This is a genomic window from Sulfitobacter sediminis, assembly GCF_040811725.1.
In the GTDB taxonomy this organism is placed as follows: domain Bacteria; phylum Pseudomonadota; class Alphaproteobacteria; order Rhodobacterales; family Rhodobacteraceae; genus Sulfitobacter; species Sulfitobacter sediminis.
This window is the reverse complement of record NZ_JBFNXX010000002.1, coordinates 1-23,806: the sequence shown is the minus strand read 5'-3', so window position 1 is coordinate 23,806 and position 23,806 is coordinate 1. Positions and strand designations below refer to the sequence as shown.

Annotated in this window: 23 protein-coding genes, 1 tRNA gene and 1 pseudogene; 16 read left to right on the top strand and 9 right to left on the bottom strand. The window is 58.1% G+C overall.

What is annotated here, in order from left to right:
• Positions 1-63 precede the first annotated feature (63 nt).
• From AB2B41_RS02640 to AB2B41_RS02615, 6 genes are all read left to right on the top strand, one after another.
• Positions 64-834, top strand: coding sequence for an SDR family NAD(P)-dependent oxidoreductase (locus tag AB2B41_RS02640; RefSeq protein ID WP_367876192.1), 771 nt, complete (start codon positions 64-66; stop codon positions 832-834).
• 2 nt (positions 835-836) lie between these two features.
• Positions 837-1,739: a 2-dehydro-3-deoxygalactonokinase gene (locus AB2B41_RS02635; protein ID WP_367876191.1), complete on the top strand. Its 903-nt coding sequence runs from the start codon at positions 837-839 to the stop codon at positions 1,737-1,739.
• On the top strand, positions 1,736-2,341 hold the full coding sequence (locus AB2B41_RS02630) for a 2-dehydro-3-deoxy-6-phosphogalactonate aldolase (RefSeq protein ID WP_367876190.1): 606 nt from the start codon (positions 1,736-1,738) through the stop codon (positions 2,339-2,341). Before AB2B41_RS02635 ends, AB2B41_RS02630 begins: the two co-directional genes overlap by 4 nt.
• On the top strand, positions 2,338-3,195 hold the full coding sequence (locus AB2B41_RS02625; RefSeq protein ID WP_367876189.1) for an SMP-30/gluconolactonase/LRE family protein: 858 nt from the start codon (positions 2,338-2,340) through the stop codon (positions 3,193-3,195). The genes AB2B41_RS02630 and AB2B41_RS02625 overlap by 4 nt, the downstream gene beginning before the upstream one ends.
• Positions 3,192-5,108 (top strand): beta-galactosidase, encoded by a 1,917-nt coding sequence (locus AB2B41_RS02620; RefSeq protein ID WP_367876188.1) that lies wholly within the window; start codon positions 3,192-3,194, stop codon positions 5,106-5,108. The genes AB2B41_RS02625 and AB2B41_RS02620 overlap by 4 nt, the downstream gene beginning before the upstream one ends.
• A gap of 64 nt (positions 5,109-5,172) precedes the next feature.
• Positions 5,173-6,591, top strand: a complete 1,419-nt coding sequence (locus AB2B41_RS02615; RefSeq protein WP_367876187.1) for a pyridoxal phosphate-dependent decarboxylase family protein — start codon at positions 5,173-5,175, stop codon at positions 6,589-6,591.
• A 5-nt stretch (positions 6,592-6,596) separates the two neighbouring features.
• Here AB2B41_RS02615 and AB2B41_RS02610 read toward each other — a convergent pair whose 3' ends face one another.
• Positions 6,597-7,472 (bottom strand): hypothetical protein, encoded by an 876-nt coding sequence (locus tag AB2B41_RS02610; protein ID WP_367876186.1) that lies wholly within the window; start codon positions 7,470-7,472, stop codon positions 6,597-6,599.
• Positions 7,473-7,691: 219 nt separating this feature from the next.
• Here AB2B41_RS02610 and AB2B41_RS02605 point away from each other — a divergent pair.
• The 3 genes from AB2B41_RS02605 (at position 7,692) to AB2B41_RS02595 (ending at position 9,825) form a co-directional block, all read left to right on the top strand.
• Positions 7,692-7,767 (top strand) — tRNA-Thr (locus AB2B41_RS02605).
• A 585-nt stretch (positions 7,768-8,352) separates the two neighbouring features.
• Positions 8,353-9,110, top strand: a protein-coding gene (locus AB2B41_RS02600; protein ID WP_367876185.1) for an IS5 family transposase whose coding sequence is annotated in 2 segments (ribosomal slippage) — positions 8,353-8,689 and positions 8,689-9,110 — 759 coding nt in all. Because the reading frame shifts where the segments join, the coding sequence is not laid out codon by codon here.
• Between the two features lie 118 nt (positions 9,111-9,228).
• The gene (locus tag AB2B41_RS02595; protein ID WP_367876184.1) at positions 9,229-9,825 is read left to right on the top strand and encodes a DUF4136 domain-containing protein; all 597 of its coding nucleotides are present in this window, start codon (positions 9,229-9,231) and stop codon (positions 9,823-9,825) included.
• Between the two features lie 434 nt (positions 9,826-10,259).
• Here AB2B41_RS02595 and AB2B41_RS02590 read toward each other — a convergent pair whose 3' ends face one another.
• On the bottom strand, positions 10,260-10,727 hold the full coding sequence (locus AB2B41_RS02590) for a hypothetical protein (protein ID WP_367876183.1): 468 nt from the start codon (positions 10,725-10,727) through the stop codon (positions 10,260-10,262).
• Positions 10,728-10,931: 204 nt separating this feature from the next.
• Here AB2B41_RS02590 and AB2B41_RS02585 point away from each other — a divergent pair, with 204 nt between their 5' ends.
• Positions 10,932-11,288 carry an alpha/beta hydrolase gene (locus tag AB2B41_RS02585; RefSeq protein WP_367876538.1) on the top strand — a complete coding sequence of 119 codons (357 nt, stop codon included), beginning with the start codon at positions 10,932-10,934 and terminating at the stop codon, positions 11,286-11,288.
• 84 nt (positions 11,289-11,372) lie between these two features.
• On the opposite strand, the gene AB2B41_RS02580 is transcribed toward AB2B41_RS02585, so the two are convergent.
• The 5 genes and pseudogenes from AB2B41_RS02580 to AB2B41_RS02560 form a co-directional block, all read right to left on the bottom strand.
• The gene (locus AB2B41_RS02580; RefSeq protein ID WP_367876182.1) at positions 11,373-12,296 is read right to left on the bottom strand and encodes an ABC transporter transmembrane domain-containing protein; all 924 of its coding nucleotides are present in this window, start codon (positions 12,294-12,296) and stop codon (positions 11,373-11,375) included.
• A 395-nt stretch (positions 12,297-12,691) separates the two neighbouring features.
• Positions 12,692-12,805 (bottom strand): annotated as a pseudogene (locus AB2B41_RS02575) (IS110 family RNA-guided transposase); the annotation flags it as partial.
• A 21-nt stretch (positions 12,806-12,826) separates the two neighbouring features.
• Positions 12,827-13,573, bottom strand: coding sequence for an IS110 family RNA-guided transposase (locus tag AB2B41_RS02570; protein ID WP_367876537.1), 747 nt, complete (start codon positions 13,571-13,573; stop codon positions 12,827-12,829).
• 12 nt (positions 13,574-13,585) lie between these two features.
• A complete protein-coding gene (locus AB2B41_RS02565) occupies positions 13,586-14,293 on the bottom strand; it encodes an IS6 family transposase (RefSeq protein WP_367876181.1) in 708 nt (235 codons plus the stop codon).
• A 347-nt stretch (positions 14,294-14,640) separates the two neighbouring features.
• Positions 14,641-15,651, bottom strand: a complete 1,011-nt coding sequence (locus tag AB2B41_RS02560) for an AraC family transcriptional regulator (RefSeq protein ID WP_367876180.1) — start codon at positions 15,649-15,651, stop codon at positions 14,641-14,643.
• Between the two features lie 146 nt (positions 15,652-15,797).
• Between AB2B41_RS02560 and AB2B41_RS02555 the strand changes: the two genes are divergently transcribed.
• The 6 genes from AB2B41_RS02555 (at position 15,798) to AB2B41_RS02530 (ending at position 20,755) form a co-directional block, all read left to right on the top strand.
• Positions 15,798-17,222, top strand: coding sequence for an arylsulfatase (locus tag AB2B41_RS02555; RefSeq protein WP_367876179.1), 1,425 nt, complete (start codon positions 15,798-15,800; stop codon positions 17,220-17,222).
• A 160-nt stretch (positions 17,223-17,382) separates the two neighbouring features.
• Positions 17,383-18,140, top strand: a protein-coding gene (locus AB2B41_RS02550; protein WP_367876178.1) for an IS5 family transposase whose coding sequence is annotated in 2 segments (ribosomal slippage) — positions 17,383-17,719 and positions 17,719-18,140 — 759 coding nt in all. Because the reading frame shifts where the segments join, the coding sequence is not laid out codon by codon here.
• Between the two features lie 35 nt (positions 18,141-18,175).
• The gene (locus AB2B41_RS02545; protein WP_367876177.1) at positions 18,176-18,394 is read left to right on the top strand and encodes a hypothetical protein; all 219 of its coding nucleotides are present in this window, start codon (positions 18,176-18,178) and stop codon (positions 18,392-18,394) included.
• Positions 18,395-18,430: 36 nt separating this feature from the next.
• Positions 18,431-19,102 (top strand): sulfatase-like hydrolase/transferase, encoded by a 672-nt coding sequence (locus tag AB2B41_RS02540; RefSeq protein WP_367876536.1) that lies wholly within the window; start codon positions 18,431-18,433, stop codon positions 19,100-19,102.
• Positions 19,074-19,754 (top strand): sulfatase-like hydrolase/transferase, encoded by a 681-nt coding sequence (locus tag AB2B41_RS02535; RefSeq protein ID WP_367876176.1) that lies wholly within the window; start codon positions 19,074-19,076, stop codon positions 19,752-19,754. The genes AB2B41_RS02540 and AB2B41_RS02535 overlap by 29 nt, the downstream gene beginning before the upstream one ends.
• Positions 19,755-20,293: 539 nt before the next feature.
• Complete coding sequence (locus tag AB2B41_RS02530) at positions 20,294-20,755, top strand: hypothetical protein (protein WP_367876175.1); 462 nt, start codon at positions 20,294-20,296, stop codon at positions 20,753-20,755.
• An 873-nt stretch (positions 20,756-21,628) separates the two neighbouring features.
• Here the strand turns inward: AB2B41_RS02530 and AB2B41_RS02520 are convergent.
• Together AB2B41_RS02520 and AB2B41_RS02515 are read right to left on the bottom strand one after the other, a co-directional pair.
• Positions 21,629-22,684: a DUF1214 domain-containing protein gene (locus AB2B41_RS02520; protein WP_367876174.1), complete on the bottom strand. Its 1,056-nt coding sequence runs from the start codon at positions 22,682-22,684 to the stop codon at positions 21,629-21,631.
• 13 nt (positions 22,685-22,697) lie between these two features.
• Positions 22,698-23,806: DUF1214 domain-containing protein (locus AB2B41_RS02515; protein WP_367876173.1), on the bottom strand; the 1,109-nt coding region annotated here is incomplete at its 5' end.

Below are 23,806 nucleotides of genomic sequence, written 5' to 3'. Positions count from 1 at the left end.
CCAGTTTCCAGCCACAGGAATTAAGGGGGGTCTTGCAGGGTTTTTGCCCCCGAGGAGAGCGAGATGACACAGACTGCCACGTTTCACGATCTGAAGGGAAAATCCGTCTACATCACCGGCGGCGGGTCAGGCATCGGGGCCGCGCTGACGGATGGCTTCCTCGCTCAGGGGGCGAAGGTGGCCTTCATCGGGCGTTCAGATGCGTCTGCTTTCGTCGACGAGATGGCCGAAAAACACGGGACCGCCCCACTGTTCCTGCAGGGTGACATCACCGATTCCGCCCGGCTAAAAGAGACCGTTGCACAGGCGGCCGACGCCCACGGCGCAATCGACGTGCTTGTCAGCAATGCCGCGAACGACGCGCGGCATACCACGGCAGAGCTGACCCCCGAGGAGTGGGACCGGTTGCAGGCGGTCAATCTCAAGGCCTATTTCTTTGCCGCGCAGGCCGCCCTGCCCGGCATGCAGCAAAAAGGCGCCGGGTCCGTTATCAATTTCAGTTCGATCAGCTACATGATGGGCAACGCGGGCTACCCGGCCTACACCGCCGCGAACGGCGCGATCACGGCGATGAGCCGTTCGCTTGCCCGCGAATTCGGACCCGACGGCATCCGCGTCAACGCACTGGCTCCCGGCTGGGTGCTGACGCAAAAGCAGCTCGACATGTGGGCCACGCCCGAAGACCTCGCCGCGCATCTCGACCGTCAATGCCTCAAACAGCATCTCGCGCCGCAGGATATCGTCGACGCAGTGCTGTTCCTGGCCTCCGATGCCAGCCGCATGATCACCGGCCAGTGCCTCGTGGTGGATGGCGGCGTCGTGACGACGGGGTAGCGATGGACGGCAGGATCACACCGGATTGGATCGCCCTGGACTGGGGCACGAGTAACCTGCGTGGCTGGGCCATGCAGGGCAGTGCCGTGCTTGCCAGGGCCCGATCCGCCGATGGGATGGGCAGCCTTGAGAAGGGCGGCTACGAAGCCGCGCTCGAAGCTCTCGTGAAGGGCTGGGAGGTGACGCCGGACACTCCGGTGATCGCCTGCGGCATGGTCGGGTCGCGTCAGGGCTGGACGGAGGCACCCTACCGCACGGTGCCCTGCACGCCACTGTCGGAAGCAATGGTCGCGGCACCGACGAACGTCTTCGATGTCCGGATCGTGCCGGGCCTGCGACAAAACAATCCCGCCGACGTGATGCGTGGGGAGGAAACGCAGATCGCGGGGTTCCTGTCGCTGAACAGGAACTGGGACGGGGTGATCTGCCTGCCGGGTACCCATACGAAATGGGTTCAGGTTTCGGCGGGTGAGGTCGTGAGTTTTCAGACCTACATGACCGGAGAGCTGTTCGCGTTGCTGACCGATCATTCCGTTCTCAGGCATTCGCTGACCGGCGAAGGCTGGGAAGCGGAGGCCTTCGCCGATGCGGTCTCCGACAGCATGAGCAAACCCGAGAAACTCGCGGCGCGCCTTTTCGCGATCCGGGCCGACGATCTTGTTCACGGCATGCCGCCTGCCCGAAGCCGCGCGCGTCTCTCTGGCCTGCTGATCGGGGCGGAACTGGCCGCGGCGCGCGCCTATTGGCTGGGCATGAACGTGGCGATCGTCGGAGCGACTGAACTGGCTTCCGCTTACGAAGAGGCGCTGCGCCAGCAGGGCGTTCCCGCAACCGTCGCGGACGCGGAACGCATGACCCTAGCCGGTCTCACCGAAGCCTACCGTCAGCTGGAGCATGCGACATGAGCCTTCCCATCATCGCGATCCTGCGGGGGATTACCCCGTCCGAGGCACCAGCCATCGGGCGGGCCATCGTCGCGGCGGGGATCACCACAATCGAGGTGCCGCTGAATTCACCCGATCCGCTTGACAGTATCGCCGCTCTGGTCGCGGAGCTGGGCGAGACTGCCATCATAGGGGCGGGCACCGTGCTGCGTGTCGAAGAAGTGGACGCCGTGGCGGATGCCGGGGGGCGCATCATCGTTTCGCCCAATTGCAACCCCGCCATCATCGCCCGCACCAAGGCGCGTGGTTTGCACAGCTGGCCGGGCGTCTTCACCCCGACCGAGGCACTGGCGGCGCTCGATGCGGGCGCGGACGGGCTTAAGCTTTTCCCCGGTTCGATGGCCGGTCCCGCGGGCCTTGCCGCTCTGCGGGCCATCCTCCCCCCCGGAACGAAGGTTTATGCCGTTGGTGGTGCGGGTCCGGAGAATTTCGGGGACTGGATCGCGGCCTCGGCCGATGGTTTCGGGATCGGGTCGGCGCTTTTCAAACCGGGCATGGATGCCGGGGAAACCGGCGCGCGTGCACGGCGCATCGTCGCCGCCTACAAGGAGGCTGCCGCATGAAATCCTACGATGAGAGGCTTTGTGCGCTCGGAGAAGGGCCGCTCTGGCATCCTGAGCGCAAGGAGTTGTTCTGGTTCGACATTCTGGGAAAGCGATTGCTTTCGCGCGACGGGGATCAGGCTCTGGAGTGGCAGTTCGACGAGCATGTCTCGGCGGCGGGATGGGTGGATCGGGACAGCCTGATCATGGCGTCTGAAACGGCACTTTGGCATTTCGACATCGACAGCGGCACACGCGAGCAGCTTTGTCCGCTGGAGGCCGACAACTCTGTGACCCGCTCGAACGACGGTCGCGCCGATCCCTGGGGTGGATTCTGGATCGGGACCATGGGCAAACAGGCGGAGCCACAGGCCGGGGCGATCTACCGGTATTACAATCGCACGCTCCGCAAACTCGTCCCCGACGTGTCGATCAGCAACGCGATCTGCTTCGCCCCGGACCGGACCAGTGCCTATTACACCGATACGGTCACTCAGCAGATCATGCGACAGCCGCTCAGCCGCGACGACGGCTGGCCGGACGGCGCGCCCGAGGTCTTTGCCGATCTGAAAGAAGCGCGCCTGAACCCGGACGGCGCTGTGACGGACGCGGCAGGAAACCTCTGGTGCGCGATGTGGGGGGCAGCCTGCGTCGTCTGCTTCTCACCGGATGGCACGGAACTGCGCAGGATCGACGTTCCGGCGCGCCAGCCCACCTGCCCCGCCTTCGGCGGCCCGGAACTGCGGGACCTGCTAGTCACCTCAGCGACACACGGTCTGAGGGACAGCGAGATCGAGAAGCGGCCGCTGAACGGCGCAACCTTCGTTTTTGAGGGCCTTGCCGAGGGCTTGCCGGAGCCAAGGGTAATCCTGTGAAGCGCGCCCTCGGTGTCTGTTATTATCCGGAACACTGGCCGCAGGAGATGTGGGCAGAGGATGCCCGCCGCATGGCAGAAGCGGGGATCAGCTGGGTCCGCATAGGCGAATTCGCCTGGTCGCGGCTGGAGCCCTCGCCGGGACGGTACGATTTCGAATGGCTGGATGAGGCGATTGAGACCCTTACATCCGCAGGACTGAAGATCGTCCTCGGCACACCTTCGGCCACGCCGCCGCGCTGGATGCTGAAACGCTTTCCCGACATGCTGGCTGTCGATGCCGAGGGACGGCCGCGCGGTTTCGGATCACGCCGCCACTACTGCCACAGCCATGCGGGATACCGCCAGGCCGCCGCCGAAATGGCAGCACACCTCGGCCGTCGGTACGGACGCAACCCGCGCGTCGCCGCCTGGCAGATCGACAACGAGTACGGCTGTCACGAGACGGTCCTGAGCTACTCAGACGCGGCGCGGCACGCGTTCCGCGATTGGCTGGCCCAGCGCTACCAGAGCACCGATGCGCTGAACCGGGCATGGGGCAACGTGTTCTGGTCGATGGAGTACGACGATTTCGACGACATCGACCTGCCGAACCTGACCGTGACGCAACCCAACCCCGCCCATGAGATGGCGTTCCGGCGGTTCTCATCGGACCAGGTCATCGCCTGGAACGCCGCGCAGGTCGCCGCGCTGCGACCACTGACCGATGCGCCGCTCATCCATAACTACATGGGCCGGGTGATGGAATTCGACCATTTCAAGCTGGCGCGCGATCTCGATATCGCCTCGTGGGACAGTTATCCCATCGGGTTTCTCTCCGACCGGCTGGAAAGCGATGCCGCGCACAAGAAAACCTACCTGCAGCAGGGCGATCCGGACATGCAGGCGTTTCATCACGACCTCTACCGCGCCATGAACAACGGTCGCTGGTGGGTGATGGAGCAGCAGCCCGGACCGGTGAACTGGGCCCCCTACAACCCCGCTCCCCTGCCCGGCATGGTGCGGCTCTGGTCCTGGGAGGCCTTTGCGCACGGGGCCGAGGTGGTGAGCTATTTCCGCTGGCGGCAGGCGCCCTTCGCGCAGGAACAGATGCACGCCGGACTGCGCCGGGCCGACGATGCCCCCGCACCTGCCCTCGAAGAGGTGGCGCAGGTTGCCGCTGAAATCGCCGGGATGCCCGAGATCGCCCATAAGAAGGCGCCGGTGGCGGTCATCTTCGACTACGCTTCGGACTGGGCGTGGAAGACGCTGCCACAGGGCGCGGATTTCGACTATTTCCGGCTGGTCTTCGATACCTATCGGGCGCTGCGCCGACAGGGGTTGTCGGTTGATTTCCTGCCGCCGGACGCCACGGGGGATGACCTGAGCGGCTACCGCGCCGTCCTTGTGCCCGGCATGGCCCATATGCCGGGGCCGCTCCTCGCGGCGCTTGAGGGGGCAGACATTACATGCCTGATCGGCCCGCGCAGCAATCTGATGACGGCCGAGATGTCCACCACCCTGCCTCTGGGCCCCGGCATCCCGGGGCTTGATCTGGCCGTGACGAGGGTCGAAAGCCTGCCACCTGGCACGACACGTCCGGTCGAAGGCGGCGGTGCGCTGGTGCATTGGGCGGAGACATTGGAAGGTGGGGCTGACTGCCTGATCCGCGCGACAGACGGGCGACCGGTGCTTTGCCGTGCGGGCCGATTCCACTACGTCGGAGGTTGGCCCGACGCCATTCTTTGGGACCGCCTGATCGCAGAGATGCTGGAGGAGGTGATATCCGGTCCCCTGCCCGACGGCCTGCGCCTGCGCGATACGGGCAAGCATCTCTTCGCTTTCAACTACTCCCCCGAACCCGTCCGCTGGCGGAACCGCGAGATCGAACCTGCCGGCGTGGCCTGGTGGGCGCATGACGAGACCGAGACCTGAGCGTTGACAAGGGCCGGCCCCCGCGCCCAGACAGAGGGCGGGAGATTGGCAAGGGATAAGGCAGATGGATTGGGAAGAGTTTCGCGCACGCGGTCGCGCGGCGGCGGATTGGGCGGCGGACTATCATCTCACCCTGCGGGATCGCCCCGTACGCGCACAGACCAGACCGGGCGAGATCCTGCGCCGGCTTCCCGCAAGCGCGCCCGAAACGGCGGAGCCGGTAGACGACATTCTGGCCGATCTCGACCAGGTCATCATGCCCGGCATGACCCATTGGCAACATCCCCGGTTCTTCGCCTATTTCCCCGCGAATGCCGCGCCCGTCTCGGTGCTCGCCGAAAGCTATGTCAGCGCCATCGCGGCGCAATGCATGCTCTGGCAGACCTCTCCTGCGGCGACCGAGCTCGAGACGCGGGTCTGCGACTGGATGCGGCAGGCCGTGGGGCTGCCCGCAGGTTTTGCCGGTGTGATCCAGGACAGCGCCAGCACCGCCACGCTCTGCGCCGTGCTGGCGATGCGCGAACGCGCCCTTGGCTGGGCGGGCAACCGCGAGGGGCTGAGCGGCCAGCCCACGCTGCGCGTCTACGCCAGCGCCGAGGTGCACAGTTCCATCGACAGGGCCATCTGGATCGCCGGGATCGGCGAGGCGAACCTCGTGCGTATTCCGTCCGGAGGTCCTGACCGCGCCATGGACTTGAGCGCCCTCAGCCAGGCCATCGAGAAGGACCGCGCCGCGGGTCTCATGCCTGCCGGGATCGTGGCCTGCGTCGGCGGCACCAGCGCAGGGGCCACGGATGACATCGACGCGGTGATGGACGTGGCGGAGGCCGAGGGCCTCTACGTTCATGTCGATGCCGCCTGGGCGGGGGCCGCGATGATCTGCCCCGAGTTCCAGACGCTCTGGCAGGGCGTCGGTCGTGCCGACAGCGTCGTGCTGAACCCCCACAAGTGGTTGGGCGCACAGTTCGACTGCACCACTCATTTCCTAAAGGACCCCGAAACACTGGTCAGGACGCTCGCGATCCAGCCGGAGTACCTGAAAACCCACGGCGCGGACGGAATCATCAACTATTCGGAGTGGTCCGTCCCGCTGGGCCGCCGCTTCCGCGCGCTCAAGCTCTGGTTCCTGCTGCGGGCCCACGGACTTGAAGGTCTCCGCCAGATGATCCGCAACCACGTCAGTTGGTCCGAAGCGCTGGCGCGGCGGCTGAACGAAACCGAGGGTTTCGAGATCGTCACGGCACCGATGCTCTCGCTCTTCACGTTCCGCTACGCGCCGAAAGGCGCAGCGGACCTTGACACCCTCAACCAGCGGCTGGTCAACACGATCAACGACGATGGCCGCATCTACCTGACGCAGACCCGGATCGACGGGGCGCTGGTGATCCGCTTTCAGGCTGGTGCCTTCGGCGCGACCGCGGAAGATGTGGACGCGGCCTATGACGTGATCATCGAGATCGCGGCGACCTTCAAGCCAGACTGACGGTCTCAGGGCGCAATCAACGTCACCCCGGGCAGGCGGCCGACGTGAAAGACATCCTCGTCATAGGCTGCGGTCAAATCATCGACGAGTTCCTCGGTCCAGCCAGGCATGTCCAGCTCTTCCTCGATCTTGTCTTCGATGGCGAACTTGTCGAGGAGGGCCGCGATCACCCGCCGCTTCTGAACCTCGGACATGTCGGGGTGGCTGTGCAGGTAGCTCCTGAAACGTTCCATCCCTTCCTTCGACATGATCGAGGCCAGCAGGTCAAAGCTGCCCACGATCTTCTCCTGCGGGTCGATCCCGGCCATCTCGCGGATCACCTGTCCCCAGATGAAGGGCGTATCCTCGACGCACCAGACGGTGATGGGAACGCGCGGCGCGGCCTCCCGGATATCGGCAATCGTGTCGGACCAGCGGATATCGAAGGGCCCGCGCCCGTCCCAGAATGCCTGATCAGACTTGTCGATCGCGTTGTCGTGGAGCAGCGGAATCAGCGTCGCCGGATTGCGGATGGCAAGGAAGATCTCCAGATCGTCGTCGGGAAAAAGCTCGGCCATATGGGCCATCCGGTCAGCAGCAGCGGGATAGAGCACGCCTTTCTGAATGGCCGTCCCGGCAGTGCGGAAGAAATTTGCATCCGACAGGATCACCCTGTCCGCCGGCGTGTCGTCGAGGATCACCTCCAGAAGAACGTCACGGGCGTCGGGCGACGCCGGCGCGCGGCTCATCGCGTTGAGCGTGTCGCGTACCAGACGGCGATAGCTGTTGGGCCCGGGCACGATGATCCCGCGCTTGGCAAAGTCGTCCTTGTTCCGCAGTACCGATTTGATCAGCCGCTCCTGCTCGGTGAAGTGGGCTCCTGTCTGCAAAACAAGCTGCATCTCTAGGTCTCGGAACGTGGCTCGGTTCCGCCGTCAATACAGTCTCTCGAAAGGCGTGTAAAACGGCAATCTTGCAGCGATGGCGGACGCCGCCGCACACATCGTAAAATGATCGTTGTCCATCCCGAGAAGTCTTGCATCGCACAGGCGCATCCACTAAGACGCCTCACGCAGCGGGGGTGCAAGACACTTCTGCCTCAAGCGCCCGCGCGGGCGCAGGCCCCTATAGCTCAGCTGGTAGAGCAACTGATTTGTAATCAGTAGGTCCGCGGTTCGAGTCCGTGTGGGGGCACCATTAAAATCAATCACTTACCGAACCACAGCCATCTCCTTAGGCTCTTTCTAGGCTCTCGATCTGTGATGTCTGACAGGTGCTGTCAGACAAATGCGAACTTGTCTTCGCTAATCGGGTTGCATCTGTGAAGTCCTTGAGGCGGATTTCCCGCGACCACTTCACATTGCACGACCTTCGCAGAACATACTTCACCATGCACGCGCAACTCGGTCCCCCATTCACGTAACGGAACGACTATTGAACCATGTGACAGGCACAATCAGCGGTGTGGCGGCCGTGTACAATCGCTACTCCTACCAAGACGAATGCATGCAGCGGTTGCTCAATATGACGGATTCATCTCTAAGTTGATTTCAGCTTGATAGACAAAGGCTTGCCCACCTTGAAGGCTGGTCAAGATTTCCATCGCATTCCGGAAATCACGGCGCGGCCTGAACGAAAATCCATGACAATACTCGAATAGGTATATCGGCGCAGCACTCCAAATACTTCAACATTTCTGCTATCGATCTGCTAGGGCCTGTGGACATTCAGGATTCCCATTTTGCCTGATTTCTGATTCAAACTTCCAAAAAGGAGGTTTGTATGAACGAGCAGCGGTTTGTGGTGTCGGACGTATTGTGGCAACGGCTTGAACCGCATCTTCCGGGAAAGGTAAGCGATGCCGGAGCCTCGGCGAAGGACAATCGCCTGTTTCTGGAAGCGGTCTTTTGGCGGGTGCGCACCGGGTCGCCGTGGCGCGACCTGCCGCCCACCTTGGGCAATTGGAACAGCCAGTTCCGGCGGTTTCGTCGGTGGGCCAAGTCCGGCGTATTCGAGAGTCTTTTCAATGCTATGAGCAGTGATCCCGACCTCGAATATGCGCTCATTGACGGGACCATCGTTCAGGTCCACCAGAAGGCAACCGGCGCAAAAGGGGGACTCAGGCTCAGGCCATTGGGCGCTCGCGTGGCGGGCTGACGACCAAGATCGTTGCATTGGTGGATGCGCTCGGTAATCTGGTGCGCTTTCTGCTGCTGCCGGGACAAGCGCATGATATGAAAGGTGTCGCGCCGTTGATCAGGGGTGTTTCTTTTGATGCGCTGCTCGCGGACAAGGCGTTTGATGCGGACTGGTTATTACAAAACTTCGACGAGCGCGGCGCAACCGCCGTTATCCCGCCCAAAGCCAACCGCAAAATCCAGCGCGATTATGACACTGAGGTCTACAAGTGGCGACATCTGGTGGAGAACTACTTCGCAAAGATCAAAGAGTTCAGAGGGATAGCCACAAGATACGACAAAACGGACTGTAGCTACACCGCTTCCTGGAACTTGGCAGCGACCCTCGTCGCATCAAGATGATTGTCCACAGGCCCTAGACAACAGGCAAGCAAAACGAATTGGACGTCGCGTTGGGCTCGTGCGATAGTTTGTTTACACTGAACTTGAAGGTAACAGCTCTATGGGACGTATACATTTTTTGGCAATCTACGCGGTAGCGCTTCTCATTTTGTCCGCATGTGCGCCAAATGTGTATTCTCGCGCGGATCCAAGCCAAGACTTTTCGCAATTGAGGACGTTTACTTGGGCAAAAGTGCCACCTCTGATTAAGACTGGTGACCATCCTATCTCTCCACAGGTCGAAGTAATAATAACCGAAGCGCTGAAGGCAGAGTTCGAGAGCAAAGGATATCGCTTCGTATCGACCGACACTGCAGACTTCGCGGTGTCATTCACCTTGGGTGCGCAGAATGAGATTGAACTGCAGGAGCGTCCTACCAATTATCACAAAACGTACGACGATTGGGGATGGGGTGGGAGGAACTACGGACCAGGCTATGATGGTCCCGCCGGCAGTTTTAGTACCACGAGAACTGAACCAGTGGAGGTTACAGAAGGCACACTTTCTGTCGATGCGTTTGATGTGAGCACACAGCGGCCAATCTGGCACAGCCAAGCAAGCAGACGATTAAGCGAAGCAGAACTTGCAGGAGCGTCTAGGGAAAGGTTGGCTGTGGCCGCATCAAACATTCTCTCGGATTTCCCTAGCAGAACGGCTGTGGCGGCCAAGCAATGATCCAAATGCGTTCCCACCAAGCGCATATCAAGCACACGGGGGATTATTCCGGGACCTTCGTGAAGCCCCATGAAGTCCAAGATGGGCAAGCCTATTAGAGCATTAACAACTAATCGATTGAACACTTTCCTGTCGTCGGGATGGCAAGTTTGAATTCTCTGCTCGCTTCTTAATCAAACGACCCGTGTTCTGCAGAGAGCCACCAACAATCTCTGTCAACGCTGCACCATAGGATTGAAGTTTCTCAGCAATAACAACTTCCGGCTAATCATCTTTACACATTTCTTTGGGTGGGATTCCAATGCGGCTTTCTTGTCCAGTATCTTCGTCACGGTGCTCTTCACAACTTCACGCCCTTGGTGGACGGCGTGCCGCGCCTTTCTCGATCACTTCATCTAGCGGGATCTACCCACTAAGGGTCACAAAAGGCGCTGTCAGGAATTGACTTGTCTGAGACGCATCGTCCTGCGTGCCCCTCCTTGCCTTGCGTCCGCTCGTACGCCATCCTCATTAAACAAGAACTCAAATAAGTCATATTCAAAATACCATCCTGTGTCCGCCTCTCTACCTTCAACAAATCTCAACTGAACGTTTTCCGCTTGCTTACCCGCTTTTTGCGCTAGGATTGAAGAACAGTCTGTGTCGAACGTGAAATTGAAGTCGACCCTGCCCTCGATGCTAGCTTTATAGGAATTAGCTGCCCACGGACAGGCTGATGCCGTTCCCGCAACAAGAGTCATAGCGGCAAAAAGAATGGCAGACTTCATGGTAAATGCCTTTTCTGATACTTCGCGATACAACGGATAACCAAAGATATTTTTGTGTGAGATACAATCTGCAAGTGCAACATCTCTCTCGGACAAACTACTTGTGTCTATCGTAGTATAGCGCTTGCCGAACATTAAACCAGCACTAACCGACATTTCGGTGAGAATATCCGATACTTTCCGTAAGATTTGAATATTGTGCTAGGATTAAGTGTTGGCACAGACGAGCGTTTCAATTAGTCACTCGAGAATATTGACGACGGAGCGCGGCGTTCGCTCCCTTGGCCATCGGCGACATTATCTCACAGTTATCTCCTACGTTGATGGCGTCAGCCGGACATCGATCTTGATCTGTTTCGATCTCAGCTTGCACAATTCGACGACAGGCCGGAGAACTTCTTTGTCCTGCTTTCGGAAGATGACCAAGCACTAAGAGTGTCGCGATTCATTGCCGGTGGTGTGCCTAGAGTAGGTGCCGCAAATGCGGAAGAGTTGGCATCGCTTGGGGTCACAGTGGTTGATCTTTCGAAAGTAGATGATAATAGGACCCTTAGTCACTCAAAGTTTGCGGCGTCACCGGAGATTGTCAGGCTGATTGGTAGAGGCTTGAATAGGATCGACCGTTTCGACGAGTCTGAAGCGACGCCACAACTAGAAGATGCGTTAATGGCCCTGTCCGTTCGCATCCTGTTCTGAATGGCTTCTTTAGAATATCGATGTAGTCGACTGAGAGGCCGGAAAGGTCACTGGCTTAACCTTTTGTCATAGCTGTTTGTCCCATTACTTGGCGTGAGGCCCCATGAACTCCAGATCAAGGAGCAGGTCAAACTTCACCCGATTTGCACTGACTTCACGATAAAAAGATAATAGAAAGGCCGTTGGGCCGTGCAGCCTGGTTAAGCCCAAAGTTGCGGCCACGACGGTTCCAACATCGGTTTTCCCCTGCAAAACCAGTGACCCACCAAGGAAAAAGACGAGCACTGTGCCAGCACCATTGATGGCACTGAGCAGAAACTTTGTTGAAAGCTTCCATTTAAACATCGACTGCCTCGCGCCATAGATTTCATCGAAGTCCTGGAGCACCCGGTTTGTTGTGTCCTCAATGTCGTTTGCTGTGATCGTATCCGTTGCTCGTCGCAGCAAACGGACGCGCATTGCTAACATTTCGTTTACTTTTCGCTGTGTGAATAGAACGATAGCGACCTGAGGGGCGATCATAGAAAAGGCCACAACGCCCAGACCAGGCTGTGCCGAAGCAACAAAACCAACTACGGATATTAGTGTTCCGATCTGCATCACTGGTTGCGCAAATGCGCCACCGGTGAATTTTCCGAGTTCTTCTGCTTCACTTGTTATCGCGGTTGAAAGTGTTCCGGTTTGGAGTGCTGCGTTGGCATTTTCGGGATCTCTCGCGCTGGTGAGCAGAAGCCTACGGATGTAGCGAATGACATCTTCACCCAAAATCTGTGAGCGGTACCCCATGATCCACTTGAGACTGAGGCTCAAAATGATCACTCCCATCATCCCTGCGCAGAGCAAGTAGAGCCGTTTAGGTTCATAACTCCCATCTGTGAGCAAATTGACAATATCTTGCTGGAATCTTAGCGGCACGACCGCGAGTACTGCGATTGCAACTGAGAGGAGCACCAGAAAGATTTGACGTTTGCCGCTCACTCGCCAGATTTCCCGATAAAGCGCTAACATCACTTTGTCCTTTGGTTTCAGTTTTGTTCACGACATAAACGCCGACGAAAATCGATTATATTTCTGAAAATCTAACGCTAAAGGCACCCAATCTAATTGATCTAAGTCAGCAATTTTCCTCTCGAGATCAAGTCTGACATTTCTTCGAAGCAGGAAGAAAAGCGCGTCGAAGCGACTGCTTTCAATTGGGGCTTTTGTCGCTCATCCGGGTGACGCTTCTCTTCGCAGTCTGGTTGATGCCACGTGGGACATCGCTGCACGCATATGTCGGATTGGCAGTGGAGAGCCTCGCTTTGGGACGCACGTCTCGTTGCGCAGCAGCCATATTCGGCTTCGTCCACGAACCTTGTCCGGTGAGGACGACCCCGTTCGGTTTTGGTGTCAGGCGGTTCAGATCATGCTGTGCCCTCCACCTTCACCGGGCGGAACTCGGTGGCATCTGCCCACATGCGATGGAGCAGAACAGCCAGTTTGCGCGCGACCGCGACAACAGCGCGACATAGACCTTTGGTGCACACTAGCAACTGTATCTATTTTCCGGGCTGAGTCAGCCACGGCTTACCAGTTTTGATGATCGCGTTGGCGATTGTGACCAACCTCCGCGCTATTGCGATAATGATCAGCTTGTGTGGCTTTCCGCGCTCTTTGAGACGCTTTGCGATCGGCTTGAGAACTGGATTATGACAGGCGGCAGCGAGGGCAGCTTGGAACAGCACATGTCGCAGAGACCGTCGTCCACCCGCGATCATTCTCCTGCCTCGCATCGCTCCGCTGTCATGTGGAACTGGTGCGAGGCCGGTAATGGCAGCGGCTTCGCCTGATGTCATTCGGCCGAGCTCAGGCAATTCAGCGATCAACATCGCCGCGGATACGGGCCCAATTCCGGGGATTGAACGTAGGAGGTTCGCTTTTGAAGCAAGTTGCTCAGTCTGTGCAATTACGTTTTCGATCCTTCGTTCGATGACAGAGATCTGGGCGTCGAGCACTTCTTGAAGATCATCCTCCATGCCCTCGACGTCGGCAGATACACCCTGCTCCTTTCGAGCACCGATCTGAGCTTTCAGCCGCTTGCGCATGTCGACAAGTTGTCCTCTCCTCGTCGTCAAAGTCCTGAGGATACGTAGGTTTTTACCTGGCAGCTCTCGCCCAGCCTCAGGTCTGAATGCCATGAAGCGTGCGATGAGTTCTGCGTCGATCCGGTCCGTCTTCGCCCGCTTGCCCCGAGATAACGCGAAGGGTGGTGTCAGACGGATTCGAACCAGTCTCTGTTGTGCCAGTAACTCTGTCCCTTATGCCGCGCCAAGTTCGCGCCACTCGGCCAGAGCAGCGTTGCGTGTCAGCTTGAAGGTGTCTCTGCTGGTGAGCGATCTTTCCTGATTGAAATGGTTGTAAACGGAGGAGTGAACGGCGGCGAATTTCTGCAAACTTCGCATGCGCCGGAAGCGCTGCATGGCACGCTCCCTTCGTCGGAATGGCAGGTGTGAATTCTCGACGCGGTTGTTGAGCCACCTGCCCGTCTTTTGTTTTTCCAATGCACCCAGTTCTCGCAGAGCCGCTTTGTAGGACGCAAATCGATCCGTTACGATTTCCTCAGCACAACCGTGCCGCTTCATTAATTTCTTGAGAAATTTCAATGCGGCAGCTTTGTTTCGGCGCTTCGTTACAACTACGTCCAGCACCTCTCCTTCGTGATCGACGGCCCGCCAGAGATAGTGACGCTTGCCATTGATCTGCACGTAGACCTCGTCCACGCGCCACTTCCATTTGGAGAATGCACGCAGCTGCTGGACCCGCTTTCTGCGGATCTCCGCAGCGAACATTGGACCGAGCCTGTTCCACCAATAGCGGACGGTTTCATGGCTTATGTCGATACCGCGTTCATGCAACAGATCTTCGACATTCCGAAGCGAAAGAGGGAAACGGATATACAGCATCACCGCCAGGCGGATGATTTCTGGGCTGCTTTGAAAGCCCTTGAAAGGATCAGGTTTGGTCATGTTGAGACGCTACGAGGCCGCCCTGCCCGTCTCAACTGGAATCTTTCTGACAACACCCTCAAGACATGTTCTACCGGGGGTCAGGAGAGTATCTGACCGTTGTGCAGCACTCTTCAAAACCGGGCGTCGAAGCGCTTGCAAACTAAGTTGTTCCAATGTGTTCCGCGCAATCTGAGTGGATTCACTACTGACGGTCTTGATCAAGTTACGCCCTTGACAGGCACAGAGGTGGCGATGGTGTCCGCACCGAAGCACCTGCCTTTCGACACCAGGACCGTCGTGGGTTAGCATCTTGCGTCCTCGTTTCCGTTCTTGGCACTTGGAGATTCCCATGAACAGAGGCGAGATCACAACGAGGACGCCGAACGTCCATACCACCTGTAGCAGGCAGAGGTGAGATTTTGCGGGTGGTCATAGCCAAGCAGGAAGGCTGTTTCGGTGACGCTTTTTCCGTTCCTGAGTTCACGCAATGCAATCGATTTCCTACTGGCCTCGATTATTTGGCGAAAGGATGTTCCTTCCTGCTTGAGAGCGCGCTGTAATGCGCGTGGGCCCATTCCCAGCATCGAAGACACCAACCGCTGCGCGGGCTTCGCGATCCCCATCGAATGCTCGACGAGTTCTCTCACAGTGTCGGTCAAGCTCATTGTAGATGCCTTCGAGATCGAATGCGTTCCCAGAAAACGCCTCAGCACCTCTGACCGGTCACCGTTTGACTTAGGCATCGGGCTTTGCAGCAAGCGCTGGTCAAATTCGACAACCGCTGTCTGCGAGTCCTGAAACCTGGCGCTGGATTGCAACGCCTCGACGGAAACGTTCTTCGCGCCGGGGCAAGATATCTTCAGCTCCATGTCGTACTTGTGCTGTGCTAGGCTGATCAGGTTCGAAAAGACGCCGATCGAGTACTGTAGGTCCGGTGCGATTTCGCCGGATTGGCCGAAGTCCGCATTATATCGAAGCTGACAACGCCCCCGGCGGTAATCAATCTCGATCGAAGAATTGCTTTGCAGGTAGCCGAGGATTTGCCCTGTCAGCTCAATGGCTTCGCCGAGCGTCGAGGCACTCTGCACGGCTTGTCCGGTCAAACCGAATTCGTCCAGCGATGTGTTTAGGCCAGCTTGAAACAGAAACATGTCACCGCCGGAATGTCCGATCCGCGCCATCACTTCAAGATACTGGTCGGTATCGAGAACCGCTTCCTGTTCCTCGATGATGCGAGCGCTCAAGCCGCAATCCGACAGAGTATTCGGAAGATCCCCATGTCTAAAAGCATAAGCCGCGCACGGACCCGCCAGCACAGCCGAACGGATTAGACCACGGGGGACCTCGCGCGCGGCGTCCTCAGGCTTTTTCAACATGATGGGGCGCCTCCTCGAAGTGGTTTGTCTCAGCCAGCATAAGGGGCATCGTACCCCGACTTCGACGATTGCCAAAACACTGTCGCAAAATCAGAGGTCGCCGACGGCATCTGCTAGTAACCTTCTGAAAAAGAATGGGGGCCGCAATGAAATTTCGCAAGGCTTCGCTGGCTCTGAGAGCCACGATCGCAATTTTTTCGTTTCTGGTCATCCAGACCGCCGCACAGGCGCAGGACAAACCGAACGTTGTCATCATGATGGTTGACAACCTCGGCTGGGGCGAGATCGGCACCTATGGCGGTGGGCTATTGCGCGGCGCAGAGACGCCGGTGCTCGATGCGCTGGCAGAAGAGGGCACCAAGCTTCTGAACTTCAACGTCGAAAACCAGTGCACGCCCTCGCGCTCTGCGCTGATGACCGGACGCCATCCGATACGATCCGGCACCACGCGTGTGGTCTGGGGCGTTCTCTACGGCATGGTCAGCTGGGAGGTCACAATGGCCGAGCTGTTCTCGGACGCGGGCTATGCAACCGGTATGTTCGGCAAGTGGCATCTTGGCGATGTACCGGGGCGATTCCCGACCGACCAGGGGTTCGACGAATGGTACGGCGTGGCCAACACCACAGACGAGTCCTGGTACCGCGAGCAATTGCAATACGATCCGGAGGTGGGTGTACAACCTTTCGTGCAGGAAGCAGTCAAGGGTGAAACGCCAACCACGGTCGCACCCTATACGGTCGAAAAACGGCGACTGATCGACAGTGAAGTCAACGAACGCGCAATCGATTTCATCGAACGCCAGGCGAACGCGGACAAGCCCTTCTTTGCCTTCATCCCTTACACACAGCCGCATCTGCCGACGCTGCCACATCCGGATTTCGAGCAAATCACCGGCAACGGGCATTACGCCGACGTGCTGGCTGAAATCGACCATCGTGCCGGGGAAATCCTCGACACGCTCGATGAACTCGGGCTACGCGACGATACCATCGTGATCTGGACCAGCGACAACGGCCCCGAGGAGGCGCGCGGTTGGCATGGCACTGCCGGGTTCTGGCGCGGGCAGTATTTCACCGCGCTGGAAGGCTCGATGCGCACGTCGTTCCTTGTCCGGTGGCCGGGCATGATCCCCGCAGGGCGTGTGTCGAACGAGATCGTCCACATAACCGACCTGTTGCCCACGCTGGCCTCCATCGCGGGATACGAGGTGCCGTCAGACCGGATCATCGATGGGATAGACCAGCTCGATTTCTTCACCGGCAAGCAGGAAACGTCCAACCGCGAGGGCTTCCCGATCTATGTCGGCGACGATATCTTTGCCTACAAATGGCGAAACTGGAAAGTCCACTTCTGGCAGCTGGACAACATGTTTTCGGCGGCGCAGAAGCTGAACGTGCCGAACGTGCACAACCTTCTGAGCGATCCCAAAGAGCTTTACCCCGACCGTACAGGTGAGACGACCTGGGTCCTGCCGCCTATCCTCAAACGCGTCGTCGCCCACCAGGCCACGTTGCTTCAAGAACCCCCCATTCGGCTCGGAACCCCCGATCCCTACACACCGCCGGAGTAGAGAACTTTGTTGCGCCGGCAATGTCGGCCACCTAACCTTAAGACACACCGCTGGAGCGTGTTCAGCGCAAATTCACGAATGGAGAAACCTAGGGCCTGTGGACATTCAGGATTCCCATTTGGCCTGATTTCTGATTCAAACTTCCAAAATGGAGGTTTGTATGAACGATCAGCGGTTTGTGGTGTCGGACGTATTGTGGCAACGGCTTGAACCGCATCTTCCGGGAAAGGTAAGCGATGCCGGAGCCTCGGCGAAGGACAATCGCCTGTTTCTGGAAGCGGTCTTTTGGCGGGTGCGCACCGGGTCGCCGTGGCGCGACCTGCCGCCCACCTTGGGCAATTGGAACAGCCAGTTCCGGCGGTTTCGTCGGTGGGCCAAGTCCGGCGTATTCGAGAGTCTTTTCAATGCTATGAGCAGTGATCCCGACCTCGAATATGCGCTCATTGACGGGACCATCGTTCAGGTCCACCAGAAGGCAACCGGCGCAAAAGGGGGACTCAGGCTCAGGCCATTGGGCGCTCGCGTGGCGGGCTGACGACCAAGATCGTTGCATTGGTGGATGCGCTCGGTAATCTGGTGCGCTTTCTGCTGCTGCCGGGACAAGCGCATGATATGAAAGGTGTCGCGCCGTTGATCAGGGGTGTTTCTTTTGATGCGCTGCTCGCGGACAAGGCGTTTGATGCGGACTGGTTATTACAAAACTTCGACGAGCGCGGCGCAACCGCCGTTATCCCGCCCAAAGCCAACCGCAAAATCCAGCGCGATTATGACACTGAGGTCTACAAGTGGCGACATCTGGTGGAGAACTACTTCGCAAAGATCAAAGAGTTCAGAGGGATAGCCACAAGATACGACAAAACGGACTGTAGCTACACCGCTTCCTGGAACTTGGCAGCGACCCTCGTCGCATCAAGATGATTGTCCACAGGCCCTAGATGATATTCAGAAGCTTTTTGTCAGGCGGCCTTCACGCTGTCGCAATTGCACTTGCGACGGCGGTGTCGGCCGTCGCCGCTTTTGCGCAGTCGGCCGACAAGCCGAACATACTGGTGATCTGGGGCGACGATATAGGGGTGCATAATATCAGCACCTACAATCACGGAATCATGGGCTACCAGACGCCCAATATCGACAGGATCGCCGCCAAGGGCGCCCTATTCACGGATGCCTAAGCGCAGCAGTCTTGTACTGCCGGACGAGCGGCGTTCATTCTGGGTCAACACCCATTCCGGACTGGTCTTTTGACGATCGGAATGCCGGGCTCGGACCATGGCATCCCGGACTGGGCGCCAACAATTGCCGACATGGTCAAGAACCACGACTACATGACCGCACAATATGGCAAGAACCACTTGGGCGATCAGGACAATCATCTGCCGACCAAACACGGATTCGATGAGTTTTTCGGCAATCTCTACCACCTGAACGCTGAAGAAGAACCGGAAAGCTACTACTACCCCAAAGACCCTGCCTTCCGCGAAAAGTATAGCCCGCGCGGTGTCATCAAAGCGTTTGCCGACGGCACCGTCGAAGACACCGGCCCTCTCACGAGGAAACGGATGGAAACCATCGACGAGGAGATGCTGGAAACCGGCCTCGATTTCATCCAGCGCGCCCATGACGAAGGCAAGCCGTTCTTCCTGTGGCACAACACGACCAGAATGCATGTCTGGACGCATCTCAAGCCGGAATCGGAGGGCGTAACGGGCATTGGTCTCTACCCCGACGGCATGGTCGAACATGACGGCATGGTCGGTCAACTGCTGGACAAGCTGGACGAGTTGGGTATCGCCGACAATACGATAGTTGTTTACTCGACCGACAACGGTGCCGAGACGATCACCTGGCCTGATGGCGGCATCAACTCCTTTCCTTGGTGAGAAAGGGACGACGTGGGAGGGCGGCTTCCGTGTTCCTCTGGTCGTGCGCTGGCCCGGTGTCATCGAACCGGGCAGAAAGATGAATGGCATCATCAGCCATGAAGACTGGTTCCCGACCTTTGCCGCCGCCTTGGGCGAGCCCGATATCGTCGAAAAGTTCAAACAGGGCCATGAAATGAACGGCAAAGAATTTCGCGTTCATCTCGATGGCTTCAACATGGTGCCTTATCTGTCCGGCGAGCGTGAGGACAGCCCTCGCAAGGAGATCTTCTATTTCGACCAGGCCGGAAATTTGAACGCCGTTCGGGTGCAGGACTGGAAGGCGCATTTCGCGACGCTGCACGGCGGAATCAACACTGCCATCCGTGAAACACCCGCCTGGCCGGTAGTGGTGAACTTGAAGGCCGATCCATATGAGCGAGCGTGGGAGGAATCGGAACTCTACATTCGCTGGTACGGCGAAAACACAATGTGGATTTTCGTACCGATTCAAGAACGGATTAAGCAGTTTTTTACGTCCTTTGCGGACTTCCCGTTCCAAGCTGGCTCGTCGCTGTCGGCCGGCAATATCGGCTACCAGACGCTACGGCAACAACAGCTGTTGCAGCGCCTCAACGACGTTGAAACGATCATGCCCGGCTACCGGCAATAACGCGAAGATCAACCGTTGCAGAACGGCCTAGACCGCCGTCACAAAAACACCAAGATGGGCCGCTGGTCGGCCCATCCTTTCGACCCGCTGTCGTGAATAGGGAACGAGAAACGTGAGCGATCTCGTCAATTCAATTTCCGACTTCATCAGCGAAGTGCTGACAGTGGCAACCGCAAGCGCAGCAAACCCTTTCGCAACCGATGGACGACGCGGATCGGTCACGCGTTATTTCTGGGCCAAATCCCTGCAACGTTGTTGTTCGGCATCGCACCCAAGGGAAGGATTACACCGTCAACGACGTTCTCCGTCTCACCATCGGTACGGATTATTACGGCTCGCCCCTGGGGCTGAGTTTCACGCATTGATCCAGCAAGTTGAAGCTTGCCAGCTTCGGGCAGCCGCCCATCAGCGCAAGAGAGCTTGCAAGTTACAGTCAGATGTCCTTGCTTTTTTCGGCCGTCTGCATTCCGCCGATCTTGAATGCGGTCCTTACAATCGGTCCGTCTCATCACCTATCCCTGTCGCCGGGAGCCTGAGGCATGACACAACCTGACAAGACCAATTTCATCCGTGCCGTCGGTCATTTGGCGATAGCACTACTGAACGCTACGCTGATCCTGCTGGTATTGGCGCTGTATTTCGGCTGGCGCCTCATGGGAGCCGTTGACAGCGCAACGGAAACGGCTGTGACCGCTGCAAGCGCTCAGGTCGAGCGCCTCACGTCCGTGCAGAATGAGCTGCAGACGGTGCGACGCCAGCTTGAGGATTTGAAGAACGCCGAGGATCTCCGAATAACGGCTGCGGTGGAGCCAACTTCAAAAAGGCTTTCTGACATTGGCGCAAGACTTGCAGTTCTGCGTTCCGGGATTGGCAATTCGGTCGATGCGGTCGCGGCTGATCCCGGGATCATCTTCGACCGCGCAATGAAAGCGGGGATGGCAGAGTTTGGATACTGGCTCACAACCGTCACAAACTGCGATGCGCCCAGGCTTGCTAATTGATTGGTTGCGGCCCAAGGAACAAACTCTTTGATGTTCTAAGCTTTTGTGCGCTGATCCAATGATCCGGTCGTTCAGTATGCCGCGCGAACGTCTGCTTTTTGACAAATACTGAGTTAAGCAGCCCGATCTAAGTGGTCGACGTTGATTAGCAAGTGCATGATTGTACTGTTTTCCATCGGTATTATGGTTTCAAGAGCCGGAGGACGATAGCCCAGTGCATTGAATGGTCTACTTAGTATTGTGGTGTTTCCGACATTGCTCGAACAGGATCAGAACCTCGCGCAGGCTGGAGAAGATCTCGCCGATTAACAGCCCTGACAAATCCGAGATATCCGAACAAACATCGTTGTGAGTTTACCAACCGTAATGTCGGATTTGTCCGCAAGACGCTTAATCATTTAGCTAACAGTGATAAAACTGCGGCGAAAGCCCGCTTCAGCCGCGAAGCGGGCATTCTTGGACAGTCGATCGCGCGTTTGCTTTTCGTGTTCTTCTTGCGTGCTGAGGCCCAAACAGTCCAGCCCGACCTGTCTGAAAGGCTCTGTCGTAGGGACAAAAGCGGACACACGGTGGTTTGAAAACCGGGATAAGCCCAAACCGGCCTGCATGCCGTGGTTTCATGTCATCGCAAGCGCGAACCACCTACCCTGCCCTCACGCTCGCTAACGCACGCCTCAAAGCACAAGTGCAACTGCGCAATACCCAGCTTGACCTCGTGCGAGAGCGGCGGGTGGAGACGCTCAGCGATGCAGATTCACAGTTTTCGCAGCTCTCAACCAAGCTACGTAATCCGGACTGGCCCACCTAGCAGCGACCATTAATGGCAAAAGCAATCGCGGGTCCACCGATGGCCTGAAAACCTGTCCTTGCGGCCTATTCCACTGGCGTGAGCTCCGGCATTTCATAAGCCTGAAATTCTTCTACTTCCGGGCGATAAGCGCGCAGCAAGAGGCTCCATCCATCGTCTGGCGTGTACACGTAGTTTGGCGCAAGCTCGCGGCACTCTTCACCGCCAAAGGCCACTGTGAACGAGCCATCGTCGTTCGTCTCGACGCCACGATTTGAACTGACGATGTTGTCGACATTCGACATCAGGTACTTCTCTGCCCCGTAGACAGTGATCGAGAAGAACGCCTTCACCGGCACAGGCGGATAGGTCGCCGTGTAGCATTTGCCACCAATCGCCTCCGGCAATGCGTAGGGCGCATACATGGCGTTCTCATCGGCCGACAGACCCCAAGCGCCTGCGGTGACGTATGTAAAGAACTCCCAGTCCTCGACCAGTTCCGTGCGCGGCTGCATCGCGCCCGAGGTGGTGCTCAGCTTGCCGTATTCGGCCACAAGAGCTGACCGGACTCGTGCCAGAACATCGAGGTCCGGGCGCGGCATCTCGTCCACGTTCGACGCCCCGGTGATGGCGTAGTTTGGGTGCAATTCCTCTTTGATGAATCGGACGTCTTCTTCGGACGCGTCTGTTCCGGTGCGGATGCCAACAGCCACATATTCGGTTTCGAACTGGTCCGCGGTAAATTCACGCGTCCCGCCACCATAGAGGTAGAATGGTGACATGTGGTTTTCATCGACGATGTGGACTGACACGAAACGGTCACCCGTCTCCGGAAGCTCCAGCGTGAAGCCCTCCGTCACATTGACGACCGCGACGGAATAAACCGTGTCGTTGTTTGGCGACACGACAAAACGGTCCTCAGCCGAAGCGACCCCGGGGAAATGGTAGAAGGTGTTGAGCCCGACCCGACCGATAAAATCGGCGAAGAAGGCGCGGCTTTCGGCCTGGATGTACTCTTTCGCGGTCATACCGTAATCGCGCGGATCGGTGGCCCAGTCAGAGCTGTCGATTTCCGGGATTTCAGCAAGAGCGGCAGGTGCGGACATTACACCGCAAAGCACCGCGACAAGGATACGTTTCATCTGGGGACTCCAATCACTTCGTTTCGACCTTGACCGTGGTATCCGCTCCTGGCAACGGCATATAGGACCGAAGAATGCCATAGAACGGCTTGCCGGTTGGGATGCCATTCAGCCCTTCTCCGCTCGGGCTGAGCGTTACCGTTGTTGTTCCGTCGGCATTGGGCTCTGATGTGTACGATGTACGGTCATATCGGCCCGCCTCGTTCGGGATCAGCAGCTTGTTGTCGGTCCCGTAGAGAGTGACCGAGAAATAGCCCTCGGGCTTCACGATGCCGGCTGGAACTGTGAGGACATAGGTATCTTCGCCGTTGAACGGTTCGCCGTCTTCGTTGACTGCCAGCAGGCCATAGCGCACCACGTGTGACGGGGTGCCAAGCTGGCCCTGAAACACGCCGGCAGCCAGGTGAATTTCGCCTGTATCGCCGGAGACCGTCCCGAACACTTTGTCCGTGTCGACCAACGGCACCGCGGCCTCGATGAGCTTAAGTGCCGCGGCCTCGACTTCCGGCGAAAACCTTTGCACATCGCGGCCCATGTCACCGATGCCACCCTCCATGACGATTTCATGGCTGAGCGCCATGACCTCGTCGAGGTTGTCCACAACCACCATTCGAGTGAAGGCGAGTCCCTGATCGGTCTCAAGCATGACTCTGTTGAAGTCGCCTTCGGGCAAAGTCTGTCCTGGCCGGTATAGGAGTATCGGCACCTCGGGGTTCACGATGACCCCCGGCACGTTGTGTTTCATGTCGAAAATCGAAACCGAGAAGAACCGTTCATATTGTGGCGTGCGGATGATCGCCGGCCCCTCCGAAAGGCTGAACCAGTTGTAGCCGTAGTTCACAGTCGCCTGCGGTGTGATGACCGTGTCGTCGGTGGGGTCGACGAGCCCCGTGAACTGGAAAGTGCCTGGCTCGTTTGTTTCGAGCCAACGTTGCATCATCCGGACCTGTTCCTGGTTTGGATACTCCCGGATGTAGTTCTCAAGAGTATCCTGTGCGCTCGCCGCCGACAGGGAGAACAGAAGCGGCGCTACCAGCGCAACAATACTAGGCAGCACACCCATTAATTCTTGTTTAATCGTTCCGATTTGTGATTCAATCTCGAGCAAACATTGGGCGGGAG

What these genes read in the sequence shown, in the direction of transcription:
- AB2B41_RS02610 (WP_367876186.1), bottom strand. Translation starts at nt 7,472, where the DNA reads ATGCAGCTTGTTTTGCAGACAGGAGCCCACTTCACCGAGCAGGAGCGG.
- AB2B41_RS02625 (WP_367876189.1), top strand. Translation starts at nt 2,338, where the DNA reads ATGAAATCCTACGATGAGAGGCTTTGTGCGCTCGGAGAAGGGCCGCTC.
- AB2B41_RS02580 (WP_367876182.1), bottom strand. Translation starts at nt 12,296, where the DNA reads ATGTTAGCGCTTTATCGGGAAATCTGGCGAGTGAGCGGCAAACGTCAA.
- AB2B41_RS02615 (WP_367876187.1), top strand. Translation starts at nt 5,173, where the DNA reads ATGGATTGGGAAGAGTTTCGCGCACGCGGTCGCGCGGCGGCGGATTGG.
- AB2B41_RS02590 (WP_367876183.1), bottom strand. Translation starts at nt 10,727, where the DNA reads ATGTTCGGCAAGCGCTATACTACGATAGACACAAGTAGTTTGTCCGAG.
- AB2B41_RS02635 (WP_367876191.1), top strand. Translation starts at nt 837, where the DNA reads ATGGACGGCAGGATCACACCGGATTGGATCGCCCTGGACTGGGGCACG.
- AB2B41_RS02520 (WP_367876174.1), bottom strand. Translation starts at nt 22,684, where the DNA reads ATGAAACGTATCCTTGTCGCGGTGCTTTGCGGTGTAATGTCCGCACCT.
- AB2B41_RS02560 (WP_367876180.1), bottom strand. Translation starts at nt 15,651, where the DNA reads ATGTTGAAAAAGCCTGAGGACGCCGCGCGCGAGGTCCCCCGTGGTCTA.
- AB2B41_RS02555 (WP_367876179.1), top strand. Translation starts at nt 15,798, where the DNA reads ATGAAATTTCGCAAGGCTTCGCTGGCTCTGAGAGCCACGATCGCAATT.
- AB2B41_RS02530 (WP_367876175.1), top strand. Translation starts at nt 20,294, where the DNA reads ATGACACAACCTGACAAGACCAATTTCATCCGTGCCGTCGGTCATTTG.
- AB2B41_RS02565 (WP_367876181.1), bottom strand. Translation starts at nt 14,293, where the DNA reads ATGACCAAACCTGATCCTTTCAAGGGCTTTCAAAGCAGCCCAGAAATC.
- AB2B41_RS02640 (WP_367876192.1), top strand. Translation starts at nt 64, where the DNA reads ATGACACAGACTGCCACGTTTCACGATCTGAAGGGAAAATCCGTCTAC.
- AB2B41_RS02630 (WP_367876190.1), top strand. Translation starts at nt 1,736, where the DNA reads ATGAGCCTTCCCATCATCGCGATCCTGCGGGGGATTACCCCGTCCGAG.
- AB2B41_RS02535 (WP_367876176.1), top strand. Translation starts at nt 19,074, where the DNA reads ATGGCGGCATCAACTCCTTTCCTTGGTGAGAAAGGGACGACGTGGGAG.